Source organism: Desmonostoc vinosum (assembly GCF_059505385.1).
This window is the reverse complement of record NZ_JCACKM010000004.1, coordinates 1-18,314: the sequence shown is the minus strand read 5'-3', so window position 1 is coordinate 18,314 and position 18,314 is coordinate 1. Positions and strand designations below refer to the sequence as shown.

Annotated in this window: 15 protein-coding genes and 1 pseudogene; 9 read left to right on the top strand and 7 right to left on the bottom strand. The window is 42.6% G+C overall.

Annotation, left to right across the window (positions count from 1 at the left end):
* The first annotated feature begins 83 nt into the window (after positions 1–83).
* The 4 genes from AC5JMF_RS00470 to AC5JMF_RS00455 all read left to right on the top strand — a co-directional run bounded on the left by AC5JMF_RS00470 (position 84) and on the right by AC5JMF_RS00455 (position 4,042).
* Positions 84–1,274, top strand: a complete 1,191-nt coding sequence (locus AC5JMF_RS00470; RefSeq protein WP_495793752.1) for an ABC exporter membrane fusion protein — start codon at positions 84–86, stop codon at positions 1,272–1,274.
* A complete protein-coding gene (devC, locus tag AC5JMF_RS00465; protein ID WP_495793751.1) occupies positions 1,271–2,446 on the top strand; it encodes an ABC transporter permease DevC in 1,176 nt (391 codons plus the stop codon). The genes AC5JMF_RS00470 and devC overlap by 4 nt, the downstream gene beginning before the upstream one ends.
* A 12-nt stretch (positions 2,447–2,458) precedes the next feature.
* The gene (locus tag AC5JMF_RS00460; RefSeq protein ID WP_495793801.1) at positions 2,459–3,184 is read left to right on the top strand and encodes a DevA family ABC transporter ATP-binding protein; all 726 of its coding nucleotides are present in this window, start codon (positions 2,459–2,461) and stop codon (positions 3,182–3,184) included.
* 168 nt (positions 3,185–3,352) lie between these two features.
* On the top strand, positions 3,353–4,042 hold the full coding sequence (locus AC5JMF_RS00455; RefSeq protein WP_495793750.1) for an HAD family hydrolase: 690 nt from the start codon (positions 3,353–3,355) through the stop codon (positions 4,040–4,042).
* A gap of 135 nt (positions 4,043–4,177) precedes the next feature.
* Here AC5JMF_RS00455 and AC5JMF_RS00450 read toward each other — a convergent pair whose 3' ends face one another.
* Positions 4,178–5,707 (bottom strand): tetratricopeptide repeat-containing S1 family peptidase, encoded by a 1,530-nt coding sequence (locus AC5JMF_RS00450; protein WP_495793749.1) that lies wholly within the window; start codon positions 5,705–5,707, stop codon positions 4,178–4,180.
* Positions 5,708–5,986: 279 nt separating this feature from the next.
* Here AC5JMF_RS00450 and AC5JMF_RS00445 point away from each other — a divergent pair, with 279 nt between their 5' ends.
* Positions 5,987–6,451, top strand: coding sequence for a hypothetical protein (locus AC5JMF_RS00445; RefSeq protein ID WP_495793748.1), 465 nt, complete (start codon positions 5,987–5,989; stop codon positions 6,449–6,451).
* Between the two features lie 3 nt (positions 6,452–6,454).
* Here the strand turns inward: AC5JMF_RS00445 and AC5JMF_RS00440 are convergent.
* The 5 genes and pseudogenes from AC5JMF_RS00440 to AC5JMF_RS00420 form a co-directional block, all read right to left on the bottom strand.
* Positions 6,455–6,865 (bottom strand): annotated as a pseudogene (locus AC5JMF_RS00440) (Uma2 family endonuclease); the annotation flags it as partial.
* Position 6,866: 1 nt separating this feature from the next.
* Positions 6,867–7,436, bottom strand: coding sequence for a TIGR04376 family protein (locus AC5JMF_RS00435; RefSeq protein WP_495793747.1), 570 nt, complete (start codon positions 7,434–7,436; stop codon positions 6,867–6,869).
* A 121-nt stretch (positions 7,437–7,557) separates the two neighbouring features.
* The gene (locus AC5JMF_RS00430) at positions 7,558–8,400 is read right to left on the bottom strand and encodes a D-alanyl-D-alanine carboxypeptidase family protein (RefSeq protein ID WP_495793746.1); all 843 of its coding nucleotides are present in this window, start codon (positions 8,398–8,400) and stop codon (positions 7,558–7,560) included.
* 3 nt (positions 8,401–8,403) lie between these two features.
* Positions 8,404–9,093, bottom strand: a complete 690-nt coding sequence (locus AC5JMF_RS00425) for a hypothetical protein (RefSeq protein WP_495793745.1) — start codon at positions 9,091–9,093, stop codon at positions 8,404–8,406.
* Positions 9,090–10,244 carry an AAA family ATPase gene (locus tag AC5JMF_RS00420; RefSeq protein WP_495793744.1) on the bottom strand — a complete coding sequence of 385 codons (1,155 nt, stop codon included), beginning with the start codon at positions 10,242–10,244 and terminating at the stop codon, positions 9,090–9,092. Before AC5JMF_RS00420 ends, AC5JMF_RS00425 begins: the two co-directional genes overlap by 4 nt.
* Positions 10,245–10,599: 355 nt before the next feature.
* Between AC5JMF_RS00420 and mnmG the strand changes: the two genes are divergently transcribed.
* The 4 genes from mnmG (at position 10,600) to AC5JMF_RS00400 (ending at position 17,355) form a co-directional block, all read left to right on the top strand.
* Positions 10,600–12,543 (top strand): tRNA uridine-5-carboxymethylaminomethyl(34) synthesis enzyme MnmG, encoded by a 1,944-nt coding sequence (gene mnmG / locus AC5JMF_RS00415; protein WP_495793743.1) that lies wholly within the window; start codon positions 10,600–10,602, stop codon positions 12,541–12,543.
* A 213-nt stretch (positions 12,544–12,756) separates the two neighbouring features.
* Positions 12,757–14,067, top strand: coding sequence for a hypothetical protein (locus AC5JMF_RS00410; protein ID WP_495793742.1), 1,311 nt, complete (start codon positions 12,757–12,759; stop codon positions 14,065–14,067).
* A gap of 151 nt (positions 14,068–14,218) precedes the next feature.
* Positions 14,219–17,098 carry an isoleucine--tRNA ligase gene (gene ileS / locus AC5JMF_RS00405; RefSeq protein WP_495793741.1) on the top strand — a complete coding sequence of 960 codons (2,880 nt, stop codon included), beginning with the start codon at positions 14,219–14,221 and terminating at the stop codon, positions 17,096–17,098.
* A 23-nt stretch (positions 17,099–17,121) separates the two neighbouring features.
* Complete coding sequence (locus tag AC5JMF_RS00400; protein ID WP_495793740.1) at positions 17,122–17,355, top strand: hypothetical protein; 234 nt, start codon at positions 17,122–17,124, stop codon at positions 17,353–17,355.
* Between the two features lie 23 nt (positions 17,356–17,378).
* Here the strand turns inward: AC5JMF_RS00400 and AC5JMF_RS00395 are convergent.
* Positions 17,379–18,314, bottom strand: a 936-nt coding sequence (locus tag AC5JMF_RS00395; RefSeq protein WP_495793739.1) for a tetratricopeptide repeat protein, incomplete at its 5' end; no start/stop codon positions are given.

Sequence of the window (18,314 nt, the reverse complement as noted above, 5' to 3'; positions counted from 1 at the left end):
TTATAAACTAAACCGACTAGTTTAGTAATAGCTACACTAGTCGGTTTAGTATAGTCGGCTTTCAGCAAAGGAGTCAATTACTTATGCAGGGTCAGATTCAGAGCCGGAATCAATTCATCAAGGCAATATCCCAGCGAGGAGTTGTGATTGCTGGAATTATACTGTTGGGCGTCAGTGGCGCTATGACATATGGATGGATGCGAATGTCATCAGTGAAGCGGGAGGTTGCTGCACCTGTGACAACCCCTGTGATTCAGACGGTGACGGCGCTCGGACGATTGGAGCCCCGAGGCGAAGTGATTAAGCTCTCGGCTCCTACTTCCAGTCAAGGAAATCGAGTTGATCGATTGCTGGTGCAAGAGGGCGATCGCGTCAAAGTTGGTCAAGTCATTGCCATTTTGGACTCCCATGATCAACGCCAAGCTGCTCAAGAAGAAGCAGAAGAACAAGTAAAAGTGGCACGTACCCAACTAGAGGTGATTCAAGCGGGCGCGAAAAAAGGCGAAATCAATGCCCAAAAAGCAGAAATTGAGCGATTAATTGCCGAACGTCAGGGTAATATTGCAGCGCAAGCCGCAACCGTCGCTCGACTGCAATCAGAATTACAAAATGCCCAAGCCGAGTTCAATCGTTATCAATTGCTGTATCAAGAAGGCGCAATTTCCGCGTCTGAACGTGACAGCAAACGCTTAGCCTTAGACAAGGCACAAAAGTCTGTCCAAGAAGCGCAAGTCAATCTTGAGCGCCTGCGTTCGGCCACGCCGCCAGAATTGAACAGCGCCAAAGCAACACTAGATAAAATTTCCGAAGTCCGTCCTGTGGATGTGCGTTCGGCACAAGCAGAAGTCAACCGAGCGATCGCAGCCTACAATCAAGCAAAGGCCAGTTTCAATCAATCGCTAGTGCGTTCTCCAATCAATGGTGAAGTGCTAGATATTCATACACGAGCGGGGGAAGTTGTGGCGACGGATGGTATTGCAGAGATTGGGCAAACGCGGCAGATGCAAGCGATCGCCGAAGTCTATCAAAGCGATATTAGTAAAGTTCAGCTTGGGCAACGAGTTCGGGTAACTAGTACCTCAATTCCGGGTGAATTAACAGGAAAAGTTGAGCGAGTAGATTCTCAAGTGCGCCGACAAGAGGTTGTCAACACTGATCCCAGCGAGAATATCGATGCCAGAGTCATTGAGGTGCATATCAACTTAGATGATGCCTCTAGTCAAAAAGCTGCCAAATTCACAAATCTACAAGTTCAGGTGGTGATCGAACAATGATTGGATTCATCCAACAGCTACAACGGCGTACTTCCTTGGGATGGCTGCAACTGAGTCATGAGAAAGGTCGCTTGCTGGTTGCCTTGGCAGGCATTGCCTTTGCAGATGTGTTGATGTTTATGCAGTTGGGCTTTCAGAATGCGCTATATGACAGTAATACCCGTGCCAATCGGGCCATGTTAGCTGACATTGTGTTGCTCAGCCCCAAAGCCCTCAATCTGCAAAATCTGTCTACCTTTTCCCGGCGGCGACTGCTGCAATCTAGAGACGTTCCAGGGGTGCAAACAGCAACTGCACTTTACATCAACAACATCACCTGGAAAAATCCCCAAACTCGCCTCAACGCCACCGTACAGGTACTAGGATTTGCGCCTGATGAGCCAGCTTTTAACTTACCAGAAGTCAATCAACAACTCAGTAAACTCAAGTTGCCGGATACGGTTTTATTTGATCGCGGTGCCAGAGGTAAGTATGCAGAGGCAGTAGCTCAAGTGAATCAAGGAAAAATAGTAACGACGGAAGTCGAGCGCCGCACCTTAACGATTGCCGGACTATTTAGCTTGGGGGCTTCCTTTGGTGCAGATGCTAACTTGATGGTGAGCGATCAAACCTTTCTGCGCTTGTTTCCGCGACGAGAGGCTGCTAGCGTTAGTCTGGGGCTGATTCAGGTGAAACCGGGTTATGATCCCCAGCAAGTTGCTGCTGCTTTAGAATCTCATTTACCCGAAGATGTACGTGTACTGACTGCTCAGCAGTATGTGCAATTCGAGGAAAACTATTGGAAAACTGCCAGCCCGATTGGATTTGTATTTGGGCTAGGAACTGCAATGGCGTTTGTGGTTGGCGTTGTGATTGTGTATCAAGTGCTATCGACTGACGTGAACACGCACCTCAAGGAGTACGCCACCTTCAAAGCAATGGGTTACGGTAATTCCTACTTATTGGGCGTTGTGTTTGAAGAAGCAATCATCCTCGCATTTTTCGGATTTATCCCAGGTACGATTTTACCATTGGGACTTTATGCCCTAGCTGCGAAAGCCACTGCTCTCCCCATTTACATGACAGTTTCCAGAGCAATTATGGTTTTAATGCTGACGATTGTGATGTGTGCGCTTTCGGGTGCGATCGCCACTCGCAAACTCCAGTCCGCCGATCCAGCAGATATGTTTTAGGAATGTATGATGATGGCGATCGCTATTTCTGTACAAAATCTCGATCATTATTTTGGTCAAGGTCAGCTTCGCAAACAAGTATTGTTCGATGTCAATCTCGAAATTAATGCAGGTGAGATTGTGATTATGACGGGGCCTTCGGGGTCTGGAAAAACGACATTGCTGACATTAGTTGGTGGGTTACGTTCTGCCCAGTCTGGCAGCTTGCAAGTTTTAGGACAAGAACTGTGCGGGGCCAGCGCTCAACAGCTAACGCGAGCGAGAAAACAGCATGGGTATATTTTTCAAGCACACAACTTGCACGGCAGTTTAACCGCATTACAAAACGTAAAAATGGGCTTAGAGCTACATCAAGAACTATCTCTGTCAGAAATGAAAGCGCGATCAAAGGCGATGTTAGAACACGTTGGATTAGGTGAGCGCATCAATTATTACCCCGATGATTTATCGGGTGGACAGAAACAGCGGGTAGCGATCGCGCGTGCGCTCGTCAGCCATCCCAAACTAGTCCTTGCTGACGAACCCACAGCGGCTTTGGATAGTAAATCAGGTCGAGATGTGGTCAATTTGATGCAAAATCTGGCAAAAGAGCAAGGTTGCACAATTTTATTGGTGACGCACGACAATCGGATTCTAGACGTTGCTGATCGCATCGTCCACATGGAAGATGGCATACTCAAGCGCAACTCCGCAGCTTCAGCGGGTCTAAGCTGTTCCACATATAACTTGCATAATTAGGGCGGGCAAGATGCCCACCCCACAAGAGTTTTATTTAATTTGATTATGTAATTTAGATGTTTTTTAGCTTAGTAGGGGCAGGTTGATAAACCCGGCCCCCTGCCCAAAGAGCTTAGACCAATGGCAAAAAAGGTGAGATAATTTAATAAAAATTAATAACCTCCGCCGATGCTAAGACTGATTACTGACTTCGACGGCCCAATTATTGATGTTTGCGATCGCTACTACCGTGTTTATCAATTTTGTCTAGAGAACACTCGATACTCAGATCAGCCAATCAAACAGCTCTCCAAAGCAGAATTTTGGCAGATGAAGCGATCGCGCATTCCCGAAAAACAAATTGCTTTGAATTCTGGTTTGAATGAAGCGCAAGCACAAGAATTTTCTCAGTTGCGTAAGCAAGTAGTACACACAGAACCTTACTTTGAGTATGATAGGCTTGCGCCTGGTGCTGTCGATGCACTATTGAAGGTTCAACAAGCTGGGATTGATTTGGTAGTCATGACCATGCGCCGAGTTTGGGAACTAGATTATGCTTTTAAAAAATATGACTTAGAGAGATTTTTTCCAAAAAATCGTTGTTATTGCTTGAGTGACGATTATATAAAAACCCGTGACATCGAAGACAAGCCCTTATTAATGGCACGAGCCATAGAAGAACTGCCACTTGCCGCTGATACATGGATGGTAGGGGATACAGAAGCTGACATTGCCGCCGCCAAAAAACACGATATTAAAGTCATGGCTGTAGAATGCGGTATCCGCGATCGCACCCAACTAGAACTTTACCACCCCGACCTGGTTGTCAAAGATTTGAGCTTCGCTGTCGATTTAATCCTTGAGCCTCAACGTCAATGAGTCATTTTCCGTGTTTTCCAAAGGAGGTGGACTTCGCTTGTGTAGTAGCGAATTATATTCGCCCAAAACTTTTAAAACATCCTCTTAAGGTGAATCAAATTGACCCACCCTACATAATTCCCCATTCCCCACTCTTCATTGCTGCTGAATTTGTTTGATTAGTTGTAGCAGTTGTTGATAATCTTCTGTTTTGCCTTGTTCGAGATTGAGGTCGGCTGCTTTTTGCAAATCTGCGATCGCGCCTTGTCTATCTCCCAGTTGAAAGCGGGTGATTCCTCGAACTGTGTAGGCTGGGGCAAAATTAGGATTTAGCTTGAGAGATTGGTTGAAATCATTAATTGCTCCTTGCTTGTCTCCCAAATCAGAACGGACTATGCCCCGACCGGCGTAGGCTGGGGCAAGTTTAGGATTAATCTTGAGTGCTTGGTTATAGTCTTTGAGTGCCCCTTGCTTGTCTTTTAATTGATAGCGAGCCAGACCTCTACCTGCATAGGCTTCAGCAAATTTGGGATTAATTTTTAGGGCTTGGTTGAAATCTGTAATTGCACCTTGATTATCGTCTAGACTATTCCGGGCGATGCCGCGATTATTATAAGCTAATACATAGTTGGGGTTAAACCGCAAGGCTTGGCTGTAATCTCCTAGTGCCCCTTTCTTATCTCCCACAGCAGAACGGACAAGACCTCTGTTATTGTAAGCATCGGCATCATTGGGATTAATTTTTAGAGATTGGTTGAAATCTGCGATCGCTCCTGAGTGATCTCCTAAAAGATAGCGAGCCAGACCCCGGTTATTGTAAGCTTTGAGATAGTTAGGATTGAGTTTGATAGCTTGGGTATAGTCAGCGATCGCCCCTCTAAAATCGCCTTGATCGTACTTATTACCAGCTTGAATATAGAAGTCATCAGCTTTTGGTGCTGTAGCTTTTGGTATGTTGGGAGGAGTGATACCGATATCTACCCCGGCTTTGGTTGCCAATCTTAAAAAAGTGTTGATAGGAATTCCCAAGTTAAAGCCCGTTTTGACGACGATGTTGGGATTTTGCTTAGAAACTTTAAAATTTTCTGTTGTGTCACCTCTGCCGTGAATTCCGATGAGTTCACCTTGAGCATTTAACACCGGGCCGCCACTCATTCCTGGTAACGTATCATTGTTATAAACCAGGGCATAACCATCGCGCAAAGCCTTTGTAGCATTAGCGGTAACTCGCCCATCAGTGAAATTGTAAATTACCTCGGAAATTGCCGCCGTTGCTTGGGGGAAACCTGCAACATAGACGGTTGCACCTTCTTTCGATGCATCAGAGTTGCCCATTTGAGCAACTGGGTAATTTTTGTCACTAGTAAATTGGGCGATCGCCAAATCTACATCTGGCATTTTTTGGACAGTGCTGTAATTGAGTTGATAGCGCTGACTATCCGGGGTGACAATTTCGTATTTCGCTTGGGCTTCGACGACATGCCGAGCTGTGAGAACAGTATAAGTATTACCTGCTTTTTTAATAATTACTCCAGTTCCAGAGCTATCTTGATGAGCAATTTGTACTGTAATAGCTTTGGCAATTTTACCCACTTCAGTTGAGGAGAGTGCCACAGCTGTTTGCGGCTGTACAAGGGTAACTGTGACTCCAATTAGCGCTGGTGCGAGTAAATCATTAAATTTCATATTGTGTCAAAAGAAGTGACGCATAGACGCTAAGCGGCTTGCCTTTGGCATCGCTAGCAGAAGATTTTGTTGATCAGTAATTAGACGGACTCTTGATTAACTGTATTGGTTCCACTTTTTAATTTATAAGTGTTAATACTCATGATTGATGGATGGGCTAAGCGACTAACAAGATATAATACACAAAAGCAGCGGGAGGTTGTTATAAGTTGACATTTACCAGACGTGCAGCGTAAAGCCCCCGTGTTTCTAACCGGGGGATATAAGCGAACAGGATTGATGAATAAACCATTAGATCCAACACTGTCAACCCAAATTGCTGAAAGCATAAACAGCAAAGCTGCTACCCCGTTTGATAATGCTTACAGAGCTGCATTAGCGACGAAGGGAGCAACATATGTTCAAGGGTTTTTGGTTTTTGATCAAAAGCCGTACAGACCTGTTGAACACGCTTGGATTGAGTTAGGCGAGTGCATAGTTGATCCAACATTACCACATTTGCGTACAAATCCTCAAAATTTATGGTATTTTGTAGCACAGCAGCTAACCGTAAAAAAACTGAAAGCAATCATCGAAGAATCGCAAGAAGATTATCCAGAAGATGATCCGCTACCTATTTATGGTGAGCCGCCCTATGAGTATTACGGTGATGTGATGTTAGGTGGTCAAGATTACTTAGATGCTTATCAAGCCGCAGAGACTAAGTGTAAAGAAATTAACGAACTCAACGCTGAGCGTAATTGATAGTTATTTGAGAGGTGAAGCTAAACGCTGTTTGAAATCGCGGATAGCAGTGCTGGTGTTACGCTTGTAGGCAATTTGCACACAACGAGCGATTGCACTTAATAAATCAAAGTTGGGAAAATAGCAGCTGTGGGTTTGTAGTTGATAATCCGCTGCTTGTAATTGATAAATCAATAACTGTTGATTTTTGAATAACCAAACTTCAGGAACACGATAGGGAAGATAATCTCGTACATCAGAATAACTGGTAACATCAATTTCAATCACTAAATCTAGTGGTGGGTCTTTTTGCCAGTCGATGCGTTTCTTTCCAGATACTGCTTGCCAGTTATCGATATAAAAGCAATAATCTGGTTCAATGCCGCTTTCATCGGGTAAGCTCATGGTAAGGGGTGTAAATGCGTCATATTCTCGCTCATTTACCTAAATTTCGCTTCATTTGCTCTAATTCTTCTTGAGTTTCCCAGCGGCGGAATTTCTCTTCTAAGTCGTCAAAACTATTACTGCTAGCTTGATTCCACCAACCATTAGTTTCTAAGCGCTGTTGGGTTTGAGCTTTGGCGCGTGCTGTTTGCGCTTCGGTAGCTTTGGCTTGTACTTCTTGTCGCCGTTGCTGAATTTTTTGCAGTAGTTCCTGAGATTGGCCGATGCGTTCTTTGAGTCCTTGCATGTGTCCCCAGCGCTGATTGCCTTCGCGTAATAAGGCGGCTTCTCTCTCTTGTGCTGCCGTTACCAAATCTTGTCTACCAGCGTCTTTGGCTTTTTGGACGCGGATATGCCAACGCTGAATTTCTTGAGCTGTGGATAAGATATCCTCTTGCGATCGCTTCTGTTGCAATTGTAAATCTGCTATTAACTTTAATGTATCTTCCTCTTGCTCGCGTAGCTGCTCTAACAGCGCGTCTAACTCTAAATGTGGATTACTACGCAAGAATTCTTCTAAACGGTTTTCTAGAAACCGACTCAAATCATCAAATAAGCCCACTGCTAGAACTCCAAAAGTCGGTGTGTGACTATTTTATTGTAGTAATTATCATCCAAGGCGAACAATAATTCAATCTTGGGAGTAGGGAAGAGAGATTTTCATGCTTTTGTGGCGTGATTGATTACAACGGTGTAATCCAATATGTAATACCCCTAACTACTTTGTTTTTAAAACCAAATTTAGGTAAATTATCCTCAGATAAACCTACATAAGTCCAATGGGGAATATCATTTTCTACAGTTTGAAACCAACTATTTTGATTTAGGGCTTGTCTTTGCTTTCGGCTGGATAGGCGTAAATCAATCGCTAGTCCCCACAGATGTTGAGAAGTCCCAGGAGGGGCAACTGTACCCAGAATTTTTGTTTCTTTACCTTGTTGTACTTTTGTCAAAGTTTGATTGTTGGCGTATTTGTGCCAAAATCGTAAATTTGTAGTAAAGTCGCGAGTGCAATCACTAGTACCATAACCAGATTTTAGCGGGATATTTTGCTGGGAGCGTGCTTTATTTAAGGCTTCTGCCGCTGGTTTTTGTAAATAACAGTTATTAGTTCCATCAACGTGACTCATTGTTAAATTAGCTTGAAATTCTTGAGTTTCTTGTTCATTATTTAAGATAACTGTTTGTGGTAATTTAACTTCTGGGTCTGTGTTGACGAATACTGCACCATATACCCGCAGCAAAGTATATTCAAAAGTTTTATGCTGAGGAATTGGGGATAAATTATTGGCGATCGCAGATAAAAAACGCTCTTGATTACTTAAAGACTGATCAGGAATAAATGATAATTTTTTGATATCTTTAGATGTATCTATGCAACGTAATAAACTATTATTCAAACACTCATTTAATGGTTGGGCGGTTGTACTTAATTGGTGATGGCTAACTTCATTGCTAGCAACTATTGTAAAAATAATAAAAAATATAATAGTAATAAATTTTATTTTGCTTAAAACTTTTTTCATAAATTAACTTGATAATTTAGATTTAATTTGATGGCAAAATTGTATAAAAATTTGAAAACTAGGTAGGTGATTGTTTTCATCTTCTATCCTTCTTAATAATTGCTGTAGGTAATGTAACTTTAATACGTCACCAGGATTTTTTTTAGAATAATTAGTATTCTTTGCCCTCAATAATTCTTTTAAGTATGCTTCATGAAATTGGGCATGAGTATTAAATTTATCATACTTACCCTTTAGTTCTGGGCAATTAATCAATAGATCATAATAACGGGTATAATTTAACAAAGGATTACTTTGTGGTTGCCTTGAATAAATTTTTCTGTTTCCTAATAACCAAGTTTCAAGGCAACGATTTTGGACAATAATAACAAGCTGTGTGCCTTCCATCTGAATGTTTTCAGCGGTTAAAAAATCATAAATTTCTTGCTGAATACAGCTAACTGTATTCTCTTCTGCATCTAAACAGACTACAAAGTAGTTATACCTTCCATTTGCACAAATATCTGCAACAGCATTAGGAAGATGATCGTAAATAATCGAGGGATAACCTTCTGCACTGAATAGATAATAGTTATTTTGAATAACTTCATCATAGTTATTAACTCGTTGTAATTCTGGTAGTAGATGGTTTAACCAAGCTGGATAAACTTTTCTTTCAGTTCTTTTTCCTTCTACAAGAAAGTATAAATTCATCCAACTGCAATACCTTCTTTGTAAGCGTCGAGATTAATCAGTTGTATAAATGCTTGATGTTTAGATTTACCTAAATTAAAATCTGTAGCATCTCTTGCTGTAACTACACCTCCTTTACGAGATATAATTTTCCAATGTTCCATTTCGACTTTATTAATTATGTATGGATGATGGCTAGTAATTATAAATTGTAGCTCTCTATTATCAAATAATAAATCGCTTAAAACATCAATACAATTAACTCCTAAACTATTTTCAAATTCATCAATTAGAATTACAGTTCCTTCAGATGATAAATAAAGTTCACTAATATGTATGAGTGTTCTCATCATTCCTGACGATATGCGTTCTTGAGTAATCCAATTACTTACACCTTTTTCTTTAATTTTAATAATAGGATAATCTAACATTATTTCAGGTAAATTCTCATCATCATCTGGCTCAATTTTGATGTCTTCTACATACTCGAAAATATTTATAAAATGTTCTTTTATTTTTTGATAAATATCTTGATTATGATTATAAACTAGCGCTAATTTTGAAAGTATTGGCAAGTTAGTTTCTTGAATTTTATCCAAAGAGGAATACTTGTCATTCACAGTTTTATTCTGAAAAACTGAATTAAGTAAATTATCAAATGAAATAGATATATCTTTTGAATTATCGCTATAAGTTACCTTGTTAAAACTATTTTTGACTGGAGCAATATCTTCCTCTTCACTCAATATTTCTACCGCACTTTGAAAAGGTGATAGTTTTGGCAATTTATTACCATTAAATTTGATATCATTTTCATGCCTTTCTATAATTAGTTTTTCATTTATATACAAATACTCTTGATTAATCTTAGATTTTTCATTTTCAAACTCTTTATTTCCTTTATCTTCTACATAAACAATTTTATTTTTTCTTTTTGTTTCAAATTCACCACTCCATTTATACTCATAATTATTTGCTGTAAAAATTACATTCCATTCCACACCATTTAATGATGCGCCTCTAGCTATTTTTTTCAAATTTATAATAGATTTAAGTATCTGAGTTTTACCAACACCAGACACACCAACTAAAAGATTGAATTCGGAAAACTTGATTGGTTCAAAGCGCCACTCTAGTTCATGGTCATAATATGTTACCTGATTGATTTTCATTTCTACCTATTGCGATAGCATTACTTTCATTAATTACATATTATATTAGCTAGTAGGTTGGGTTTCACTTCATTTAACCCAACTTACGTTGAATGCATAAATTTAGATGTTTTATACCACTACAGTAATTTTGTTTTTACTTGATAAATAACCTCTGAAGTCAAAAACATAAATGCATAACAACTTAGTGAATGTAATAACTCTTCCGTTATAAATCTACATCCATGAAACCACTGGAACAGTTAAAATTAAAAAGAACCATCAACTTACTTTACTTTTGTCGTAAAAGTTCAAAGCCCTGCCCCTGGCTGGCAACTTATTTACCACTGTTCCCTGTTCCCTTTCATCTCTAAGTATGACCATGCACAATTCCATAGAATTCCAAGACGCTTTTGATGTGATTGTCGTCGGTGCAGGTCACTCTGGTTGTGAAGCTGCCCTCGCTACGGCCCGCCTTGGCTGTCGTACCTTACTGTTGACACTCAACTTAGACAAAATTGCTTGGCAACCCTGTAACCCCGCCGTGGGTGGCCCTGCCAAATCTCAGTTGACTAATGAGGTAGATGCACTCGGCGGCGAAATTGGCAAGATGGCAGACCGTACCTACCTACAAAAGCGTATCCTCAACTCTTCACGAGGGCCCGCTGTTTGGGCATTGCGTGCCCAAACAGACAAACGTGAGTATGCAGCGGTGATGAAGGGGATTGTGGAAAATCAAGAAAACTTGACAATCCGCGAGGGTATGGCAACAGATTTAGTTCTGGGCGCTAACGATGAAGTGATTGGTATTGAGACTTACTTTGGTGTGGCGTTCGAGTGCAAAGCCGTGATTTTGACGACTGGCACATTTCTAGGAGGACGGATTTGGGTTGGTAATAAATCTATGCCAGCCGGACGTGCTGGAGAATTTGCTGCCGAAGGATTGACACAAACCCTAAATCGTTTGGGCTTTGAAACCGGACGCCTTAAAACTGGTACACCAGCACGGGTAGACAAGCGATCGGTAGACTATAGTAAAATGGCAATTCAACCAGGGGATGAGGAAATACACTGGTTTAGCTTTGACCCGGATGTGTGGGTAGAACGGGAACAGATGCCTTGTTACATCACCCGCACAACTGCCGAAACCCATCGCCTCATTCAGGAAAATTTGCATCTGTCGCCGGTTTATGGTGGTTGGGTGGAAGCCAAGGGGCCGCGTTATTGTCCCAGCATTGAAGATAAGATTGTGCGCTTTGCTGATAAAGAAAGCCACCAAATTTTTATCGAACCGGAAGGTAGAGATATACCGGAACTTTACATCCAAGGGTTTTCTACAGGGTTACCAGAAAATCTGCAACTGCAAATGTTGCGGAGTCTCCCCGGTTTGGAAAAATGTGTAATGCTACGTCCAGCTTACGCTGTGGAGTATGATTATTTACCCGCGACTCAGTGTTATCCCACGCTGATGACTAAGAAGATTGCTGGGTTGTTTTGTGCTGGGCAGGTTAACGGCACAACGGGGTATGAAGAAGCCGCAGCTCAAGGTATTGTCGCCGGAATTAACGCGGCGCGGTTTGTGCGTGGTCAAGAGATGATTGTGTTTGCACGTGAGCAAAGTTACATCGGTACTTTGGTTGATGACCTCTGTACAAAGGACTTACGGGAACCTTACCGGATGTTGACTAGTAGATCTGAGTATCGTTTGCTACTGCGGTCTGACAATGCTGACCAACGGCTGACACCGTTAGGACGGGAAGTTGGGTTAATAGACGATCGCCGCTGGAATTTATTTACCCAAAAACAAACCCAAATCGCCACTGAAAAAGAGCGGTTGCACACTACACGAGTTAAAGAGCATGATACCATAGGTAGAGCGATCGCTAACGATACCCAACAAGCAATCAAAGGTTCAATTACCTTGGCTGATTTGCTGCGACGTCCAGGATTTCATTATGTTGACCTTGATAAATATCAACTCGGAAATCCCGACCTGAGCAAAGCTGAGAAAGCAGGTGCAGAAATTGACATTAAATATTCTGGCTATCTCGCTAGGCAACAAAATCAAATTGAGCAAATTGCTCGTCAATCACATCGTCATTTACCCGCAGATTTAGATTACACAAAAATTGATACTCTTTCCAAAGAAGCAAGGGAAAAGTTAACCCAAGTAAAACCACTGACTATTGGCCAAGCAGCGCGTATTGGTGGTGTAAATCCTGCGGATATGAATGCCTTATTATTATATTTAGAATTACGTAAAACCAAGAACCAGTCCGAGTTTTCAGCGTTAACTTCAACACAACTTCATAAAGGCTGAGTATAGTAGTAAGGAGGGGATTGGTATGATAGATGACACGACTTTTAGTATTGTTATCTTCAAGTAATCTTCAAATTAAAGTTGAGTTTAATACCATCGCCCAATCAACTTGTCTTAATTAAGATGAGGGGTTGGATGTTTGATTAATAATCTTAATTTCCAGGCAGTGTGGGCGAAATTTATTCGTCCTAGCAGCTACAACCTATAACGCCTATGTTACAAGCAGCAAGTACCAGCCTTATTGTTTTAGAACCAGCAGATGACTTAATCGCGAACGAATCTTGGTCGATTGATGTCTACGCTGATGGTTTGATGGATGAACTCTTTGCCGACATTGACCACATTTTGGATGGTAGCAGGAATCTAGCTTCCCAGACTGTGAGACAGAGCAATAGGTTGAAATCGGGTCACTCACCCACCTCACTGCCTCCAGAATACATACCTCTGCAAACAGTTACAGTGCCGCAAATTGTTTTACCAAAGACACAGCGGACTGTCAAGCCAGTGTCTGGGATGAGAAACAGACAATTAGGTACAGTTGTGACTGGCAATCCAAAGCAGCAAAGAACCAGACGTATTTTAGGCAAACTGCTAATTGTGGGAACAACATTAGGAGTGGCGATCGCAGGTATTATTGGCTTAGTACAGTCTGGAGTCATCCATCTTTTAAATACCAAATTGACCCACTCAGCTTTGCAAGTAACGCAATCACAAGTATCTACAAGAGCAGAAGTTAACGCAGAGTTGGTTGACTACATGCTAGGGTCACTGGCTGCTATAGATAAGCAAGAAGGGCAAAACAATCGCAGCTATATCGCCAAATCTGGGTTTTCCCGTGAAACAACCACCACTCAAACACCCCCAGCCAGCAATCAATTTACTGGAAATTTACCACCATTACCACCTCTAGCGGCAAATTATACCTCCCCAGCCGCCAAAAATTCTGCTAGCGTTGTTGAGCGGATTTATATTCCCGTTTATCAAGCGCCATCACCAATGCGTTATGCGCTACCATCTATTCCTGGTAATTCTACGCCATTACCGCCGGTTGCGACTGCGGTGCCGGGAACTCAGCCAGATATTGTCAAAACAACTTTGAATACAGTGCGTAAAGCAGCTAAACCTGTAACTGTAAACATGTTGGCTGCGGCAGTGCGAAGCGAACTCAAACCAGTGGATGTGCGAACTGCGCCAATAGCCGTCAAGCAAACACCCAATCCTCTACCTGCGCTGCCAGTATTACCATTACGCCCAACAACGCCAGAAGCACCAACCGCTACTCAGCAGCAGGTATATCTACCAAACACTGTTGCAGATACTGCTCCTAGCCATACCCTAGAAGGATTATTAGAGTTAGGTAACAAATCTGCCGCCTTGTTTAAAATCGATGGCGTATCTCGCCGCGTTGATGTTGGTGAAAGCATTGGTTCTAGTGGTTGGACTCTAGTAGAAGTGAGTCGCGGTGAAGCTATTGTCCGCCGAAATGGGGAAGTGCGATCGATTTACGCCGGACAAAAATTGTAATTTTCACAAATTTTCTATCCTAGAAATTTTCCAAAGGACAACAAATAGAAAAAACTGTTCTCTGTTAAGCGTTCCCTATTCCCTTGTTCTTGGTCATCATGCCATCTTCTATAATTGATAAACCTGCACACATAATCTTAGGCATGAGACTGTGACCGAATCAGGAAGCTACAAAGATACTGTAAACTTACCCAAGACTAACTTTGATATGCGGGCCAACGCCCTCAAGCGTGAACCCGAAATCCAAAAATTCTGGGAAGAAAATAAAATTTATGATCGCCTTTCCCAAGAAAACCCTGGCGAATTATTTATACTCCACGATGGGCCACCCTATGCGAATGGTTCACTGCATAGCGGCCATGCTTTAGGTCAAATTCTTAAAGATATTGTTAATCGCTACCAACTGGTAAGAGGGCGTAAGGTTCGCTATGTACCTGGCTGGGACTGTCACGGTTTGCCTATTGAGTTGAAAGTTTTGCAGAATATGAAGCCAGCAGAACGGCAAAACTTGACACCGTTACAACTGCGACGCAAAGCTAGAGAATTTGCTTTAGAGGCAGTAGATGACCAAAGCAAAAGCTGTAAGCGCTTCGGGATGTGGGGTGATTTTAAACACCCTTATATGACTTTGCAGCCAGAATATGAAGCGGCGCAAATTGGTGTATTTGGTCAGATGTTTTTAAAAGGTTACATCTATCGCGGTTTGAAGCCGGTTCACTGGAGTCCTAGTTCTAAAACTGCTTTGGCGGAAGCTGAGTTGGAATATCCTGAAGGTCACACTTCTCGTAGTATTTATGCTGCTTTCCCAATTATGAGTCTTGGGGAAGCTGTTAAGGCTGTGTTGGGAGAATATCCAGATTTGGGTGTGGCTATTTGGACTACCACCCCTTGGACGATTCCAGGGAATTTGGCTGTGGCGGTGAATCCTGACTTGAATTATGCAGTGGTGGAAATCTCACGCAGAGGCGCAGAGACGCAGAGAGGATTTAAGTATCTGATTGTTGCTGCTGAGTTGGCGGAGAGTTTATCTTCGACTTTGGGAGTTGAGTTGATTGTGAAAGCTACGTTTAAGGGGAGGGATTTAGAACACAGTATTTACCGTCATCCTCTGTTTGACCGTGAAAGTCCGGTTGTTGTGGGTGGCGATTATATTACTACTGAGTCAGGTACGGGGTTGGTACATACTGCTCCAGGTCATGGTCAAGAAGATTATGTTGTTGGTCAGCGTTATGGTTTGCCTATCTTGGCACCGGTGGATGATAATGGTAACTTTACCCAAGAGGCGGGAGAATTTGCCGGGTTGAATGTGTTGGGTGATGGGAATCAGGCGGTAATTGATGCTTTGATGGCGGCGGGTTCGCTGTTGAAGGAGGAACTTTATCAACACAAGTATCCTTATGATTGGCGGACGAAAAAGCCGACGATTTTCCGGGCGACTGAACAATGGTTTGCGTCGGTTGAGGGATTTCGGGAAGAAGCTCTAAAGGCGATCGCTACGGTAAGATGGATTCCATCCCAAGGTGAAAATCGCATCACGCCCATGGTGGCGGAACGTTCTGACTGGTGTATTTCTCGTCAGCGGTCTTGGGGTGTACCAATTCCCGTTTTCTATGATGAGGAAACGGGGGAACCACTGCTGAATGAGGAAACTATCAACTACGTTCAAGCAATTTTCGCCCAAAAAGGTTCTGATGCTTGGTGGGAAATGTCGGTGGAAGAGTTATTACCTGAATCTTATCGCCACAATGGTCGGTCTTACCGCAAAGGTATGGATACGATGGATGTCTGGTTTGATTCTGGTTCGTCTTGGGCAGCAGTTACACAGCAACGTCCAGATTTATGTTACCCCGCTGATATGTATTTGGAAGGTTCAGACCAACATCGCGGTTGGTTTCAGTCAAGTTTGCTGACTAGTGTGGCGGTAAATGACGTTGCACCTTACAAAACTGTTTTAACTCACGGCTTTGTCCTGGATGAACAGGGGCGTAAGATGAGTAAGTCAGAAGGAAATGTAGTTAATCCACACACAATTATTGAAGGCGGAAAAAATCAAAAAGCAGAACCAGCTTATGGTGCGGATGTCTTGCGGTTGTGGGTATCGTCGGTAGATTACTCTGCTGATGTGCGTATCGGTAAAAATATCATCAAGCAACTCAATGATGTGAGAGGCAAGATTCGCAATACGGCAAGGTTTTTGTTGGGTAGCTTGCATGATTTCGACCCCGAAAAGGATGCTGTACCCTTCGAGGAGTTGCCAGAACTCGACCGCTACATGCTACACCGCATGATGGAAGTGTTTCAGGATGTAACAGAAGCCTTTGATAGTTTCCAATTCTTCCGCTTTTTCCAAACAGTACAGAATTTCTGCGTGGTGGATTTATCCAATTTTTATTTGGATGTTGCCAAAGATAGACTGTATATCAGCGCCCCTAATGCTTTGAGGCGTCGCAGTTGTCAAACAGTACTGCAATTAGCTTTAGAGAATTTAGCACGGGCGATCGCCCCTGTATTATGCCACATGGCCGAAGATATCTGGCAATATCTCCCCTACAAAACACCCTACAAATCGGTATTTGAAGCCGGTTGGGTACAACTTGAGGAGAAATGGTATAATCCCGAACTAGCAGATTTTTGGCAACAAGTTCGGCAAATCCGCACTGAAGTTAACAAGGTATTAGAGCAAGCCAGGATAGATAAAGTGATTGGCTCTTCCCTAGAGGCGAAAGTCTTGCTTTACATCAAGAATGAACAGTTACGTTCTTCAGTAAAAGCACTGAATCCAGAGCAAGGTAATGGTATCGATGAGCTTCGTTATTTATTCCTCACCTCCCAAGTAGAAATGTTAGATTCACCAGACAAACTGCCAGATGTAAAATACAACTTACAGTCAGATACCTGGGGTATTGGAGTAGTAGACGCAGACGGGCAAAAATGCGATCGCTGCTGGAATTACTCAGTTCATGTAGGAGAATCAGCAGCACATCCCCTAATTTGTGAAAGGTGCGTTGCAGCCTTAGCTGGGGATTTTTAGGGACTAAGTTCTGATTAGACCTCTTGCAAAAGTCGGGTACTCGCCAGAAAATAAATTTTCTGGCTGATAACTTAAGTCGGTTGAAACCGACTAATAACAGTATTTTTAGTCCGTTTCAACGGACTTTTGCTATTAGGCAGAGACTTGAGTCTCTGACGGTTCAAGTATTTTTGCAAGAAGTCTATTATTACTCTCAAGCAGGCGATCGCTACGTTAAAATATGTGGCGATCGTTCTTGCAGGATTATTAGTGTTTGACAAAAGAATTCTGGCTTAACTGACTACTGTTGCAACCTTCTAATTCTGTTGAGTGCATTTTGGTAATCATCTGTTTTTCCTTGTTGTTGATAGAGTTCGGCAGCTTTGGTGAAATCAGCGATTGCCCCTTGTTTATCTCCCAACTCATTGCGGACAACTCCCCGGTTGTTGTAGGCATTAGCATGGTTGGGATTAATCTTGAGGGCTTGGTTGTAATCAGTGATTGCCCCTTGTTTATCTCCCAAGTCATCGCGGACATTTCCCCGGTTGTTGTAGGCTTTGGCATCGTTGGGATTAATCTTGAGGGCTTGGTTGTAATCGGCTAGTGCCCCTTGTTTATCTCCCAAGTCATCGCGGACATTTCCCCGGTTGTAGTAGGCTTGGGCATAGTTGGGATTAATCTTGAGGGCTTGGTTGTAATCAGTGATTGCCCCTTGTTTATCTCCCAAACTAGAGCGGACGACTCCCCGGTTGTAGTAGGCTTGGGCATCGTTGGGATTAATCTTGAGGGCTTGGTTGTAATCGGCTAGTGCCCCTTGTTTATCTCCCAAGTCATCGCGGACATTTCCCCGGTTGTTGTAGGCATTAGCATAGTTGGGATTAATCTTGAGGGCTTGGTTGTAATCAGTGATTGCCCCTTGTTTATCTCCCAAACTAGAGCGGACATTTCCCCGGTTGTAGTAGGCTTGGGCTAAGTTGGGATTAATCTTGAGGGCTTGGTTGAAATCAGTGATTGCCCCTTGTTTATCTCCCAAGTCATCGCGGACAACTCCCCGGTTGTAGTAGGCTTGGGCATAGTTGGGATTAATCTTGAGGGCTTGGTTGTAATCAGTGATTGCCCCTTGTTTATCTCCCAAACTAGAGCGGACATTTCCCCGGTTGTAGTAGGCTTGGGCTAAGTTGGGATTAATCTTGAGGGCTTGGTTGAAATCAGTGATTGCCCCTTGTTTATCTCCCAA